Raw genomic sequence first — 3,378 nt, 5'->3', positions numbered from 1 at the left:
ACGTGCCGCAGCAGTTCGCGCCGGTCGCAGGCTACGAGGCCCCGCAGGTCGCGGCCACGGCGCCCGTGACGCGCAACGGCCTCGCGCTCGCCGCGGTCATCTGCGGCGCGGTCGGGATCCTGTTCGGGTTCATCCCGCTCACCTTCTGGGTCGCGGGAGTGCTGGCCGTCGTGGCGATCCCGCTGGCCCTGGCCTCGCTGGGCCGGGCGAAGCGGGGCGAGGCCTCCAAGGGGCTGACCTGGACCGGGCTCGCGGCCGGTGTCGTGGCGCTCGTGCTGGCCGTCGTGGGCGCGGTCATCTTCTTCACCGCGGTCAGCGAGCTGTCGGACAGCCTGCAGCAGACCTCGGACCAGCTCAACCAGACCTCGGCCGAGTGGACCGCGTACAACGACTGCATCCAGGCCGCAGGCACCGACCTGAACAAGATGAACGCCTGCCGACTGCCTGGCTGATCCGGCCCGGCCTGCGGGGCGCCATCCCCCATTCGGCCTAGACTCCGCGCATGGCGGACCCAGCGCTGCGGCCCGGTGGCTTCGTGCTGGGTCTCCCGGTGCGGCTGATGCTGGCTGCCGCCGTGGTGCTGGCCAACCTCGGCGGCGCGGTGGTCGTGTTCGCGTTGTCCGCCTGGGTCGTCCCGCAGGGCCGGGTCGCGGACCCCACGGACGCGCGGTTGCTGAACACCGCGGTCGTGGCCGGGTACCTGCTCGTCGCCACGCCGGCGGGGATCCTGCTGGGCCGCAGGCTCTTCGTGCTCCGCGGGCGGGCGGCCCGCCGGGACCCCGCGCGCCGGGCACGGCGGCTGGTGCTCTTCGGCCCCCTGCGGATCGTCGTGATGCTGGCCGTCCTCTGGGGCGGTGCCGTGGTCCTCTTCGGCCTGGTCAACCTCCGCTTATCCTGGCGGCTGGCCCTGTCCGTCGCCGAGACGATCACGGTCGGCGGGATCGCCACCTGCTCGTTGTCCTACCTGCTGAGCGAGCGGATCCTGCGCGGCCCGGCCTCGGTGATCCTCGCGGGCGAACCGCCGCGCAGCCGGGCGTTGCCCGGGGTCCTGCTCCGCCCGGTGCTGTTCTGGGCGCTGGGCACCGCGGTGCCGGTCGTCGGGCTGCTGCTCGGCGGGGTGTCCGCGCTGGTGTTCCAGGACGTCACCGTCGACCGGCTCGCGGTGATGATCCTGGCGATCGGCGGCGCGGCCCTGCTCGCAGGCGTCCTGACGACGGTCGGTGCCGCCCGCGCCGCCGCCGACCCCGTCATCTCCGTGCGCCGCGCGATGCAGCGGGTCGAGCGGGGTGACCTCGACGTCTCCGTGCCGGTCTACGACCACACCGAGCTGGGCAGGCTGCAGGCGGGCTTCAACACCATGGTCGAGGGACTTCGCGAGCGGGAGCGGATCCGCGACCTGTTCGGCAGGCACGTCGGGCGGGAGGTCGCGCGGGCGGCGACCGCCGCGGACGGGGTGGAGCTGGGCGGGGAGGTCCGGCGGGTCGCGGTGGTGTTCGTCGACCTCGTCGGCTCGACGGCGATGGCGGCGGAACGCCCGCCCGCGGAGGTCGTCGAGCTGCTCAACCGGTTCTTCGCGGTGGTCGTCGAAGCGGTCGAGCGGCACGGCGGCTGGATCAACAAGTTCGAGGGCGACGCCGCCCTGGCCGTCTTCGGCGCGCCCAACCCCGTCGCGGATCCCGCGGGCAGCGCCCTCGCCGCCGCCCGGGAGCTGAGCGAGCAGCTGGGCAGGCGGATGCCGGAGGTCACCGCGGGCATCGGCGTCTCCGCGGGGGACGCGGTGGCGGGCAACGTCGGCGATCCCCGCCGCTACGAGTACACCGTGATCGGCGATCCGGTGAACGAGGCCGCCCGCCTCACCGACCTCGCCAAGACGCTCGGCGGCGTCGCGGCCTCGGGGAGGGCGCTCTCCCTCGCCGATCCGGTCGAGGCCGCCCGCTGGGAGCGCGGTGACGCGGTGGTGCTGCGCGGCCGTCCGACCCCTACCGAGGTCGCCTGCCCGGTCACGGCGTGAGGACGGCGAGGACGCCCGCGGGCAGCGCGACGGTGGGCCCGCCGACTCGCCCACCTGCTCGACGACGCCTCGTTAACACCCGCGACCACCGGCCCGTGACCGGTGGGGGAGGGAGCGCCATGTCGAGGTACGGGGGACGGAGGACCGGGATGCCCGGTCTGCTCGAGGACGACGAGGGCTACCGCGTCTACGACCCGGCGCTCACCGCGGGCGGGTCGTTCACGGTGGAGGACGGCGGCGATCTGCGGCACCGCCGGTCCGGGCTGCACGGGTTCGTGGCGCTCACGATCGCGCTCGCCGTGGGCGTCGGCACGGTCCTCGCGCTCGGCGACACCTGGTGGGCGGACGTCCTGTGGGGGGTCGGCAGCGCGTCGGCCGCGTTCGTGCTGGTCGCCGTGCTGTTGCCGACGGACCCGCAGGTCGCCTACCGCAAGGGGCGGGGCCGGGAGGCGTTCGTCGCGTCGGGCGGCGATCCGCGCGCCACCCGGGTCTGCGGGCTCGCGGCGGAGATCGCGGAGACCGAGTCCTTCCGCACCGGCCAGGTCGACGCCGACCGCCTGATCCCGCAGACGGTGTGGTCGGCGGTGAACCGCGCACTCCGGCTCGCGGAGCTGACCGACCGGGTCGCCGCGGACCGCGCGGCCGGTCACCCCGTCGAGCGCGCGGAGACCGAGGTGCGGGCCGTGCTCGCGGAGCTGGACCAGGTCGAGGCGAACCTGCGGGAGCTCGCCGTCGTCGCGCGGGAGCTGGACGCCCGACCGGTCACTCACCTCGGCGGCGGGGACCCCGGTGTGGCGGCCTCGCACGAGGTGCTGGCGCACGCGAAGGCCCTCCGCGACCTGCGCTGACGCCCTGGACGGAGCGGGTCAGCCCGCCAGCACGCGGACCGGGCGACGGGTGCGGGAGGCCCCCGCGACCTGATGGGCGAGCTGTGGGATCGGGAGTGGGCGGCGCCGGGTCACCGTGGCCGCCGCGACCCCCGGGAGCTGCACGAACGGGTAACGGTTGGCCAGCTCGCCCACCCGCGCGCAGGCCTCCTGGCCGAACCGGGCGACGTCCGCCTGCGTCCACGAGGGGAGGACGGCGAGGAAGTCGTCCCGGCCCATCCGGACCACCGTGTCGACCTCGCCGAGCATCCCGCCGACGGAGCTCGCGACCCCCTGCAGGGCGGCCAGCTCCGCGCGCAGCCCGTGCTGCGCCCGGACCTCGGACACCCCGAGCACGCGCAGTAGCACGAGCCCGATCGGGAGGGTGCCCTCGCCGAGGCCGCGGGTCCACCGGTCGAGGAACGAGATCGTGTGCAGCCCGGTCCGCGGGTCGCGATCGGCCTCCTCCAGGGCGGCCAGCCGGGCCTCGGCGCGGATCCG

Annotated in this window: 3 protein-coding genes and 1 pseudogene; 3 read left to right on the top strand and 1 reads right to left on the bottom strand. The window is 75.4% G+C overall.

All coding sequences use genetic code 11. The features are described 5' to 3' along the window. From H5J29_RS26060 to H5J29_RS26050, 3 genes are all read left to right on the top strand, one after another. The coding region (locus H5J29_RS26060; RefSeq protein ID WP_181783659.1) for a hypothetical protein at positions 1-452 on the top strand (452 nt) is incomplete at its 5' end. Positions 453-502: 50 nt separating this feature from the next. Further along, on the top strand, positions 503-2,011 hold the full coding sequence (locus H5J29_RS26055; RefSeq protein ID WP_220187949.1) for an adenylate/guanylate cyclase domain-containing protein: 1,509 nt from the start codon (positions 503-505) through the stop codon (positions 2,009-2,011). A 149-nt stretch (positions 2,012-2,160) separates the two neighbouring features. Then, positions 2,161-2,859, top strand: a complete 699-nt coding sequence (locus H5J29_RS26050; protein WP_181783658.1) for a hypothetical protein — start codon at positions 2,161-2,163, stop codon at positions 2,857-2,859. A gap of 18 nt (positions 2,860-2,877) precedes the next feature. On the opposite strand, the pseudogene H5J29_RS26045 reads toward H5J29_RS26050, so the two are convergent. Then, positions 2,878-3,378, bottom strand: a pseudogene (locus H5J29_RS26045) (hypothetical protein); the annotation flags it as partial.

This window comes from Pseudonocardia pini, from assembly GCF_013870575.1.
In the GTDB taxonomy this organism is placed as follows: Bacteria; Actinomycetota; Actinomycetes; order Mycobacteriales; family Pseudonocardiaceae; genus Pseudonocardia; species Pseudonocardia pini.
The sequence above is the reverse complement of the archived record's forward strand: the minus strand, read 5'-3'. Positions and strand labels throughout refer to the sequence as shown.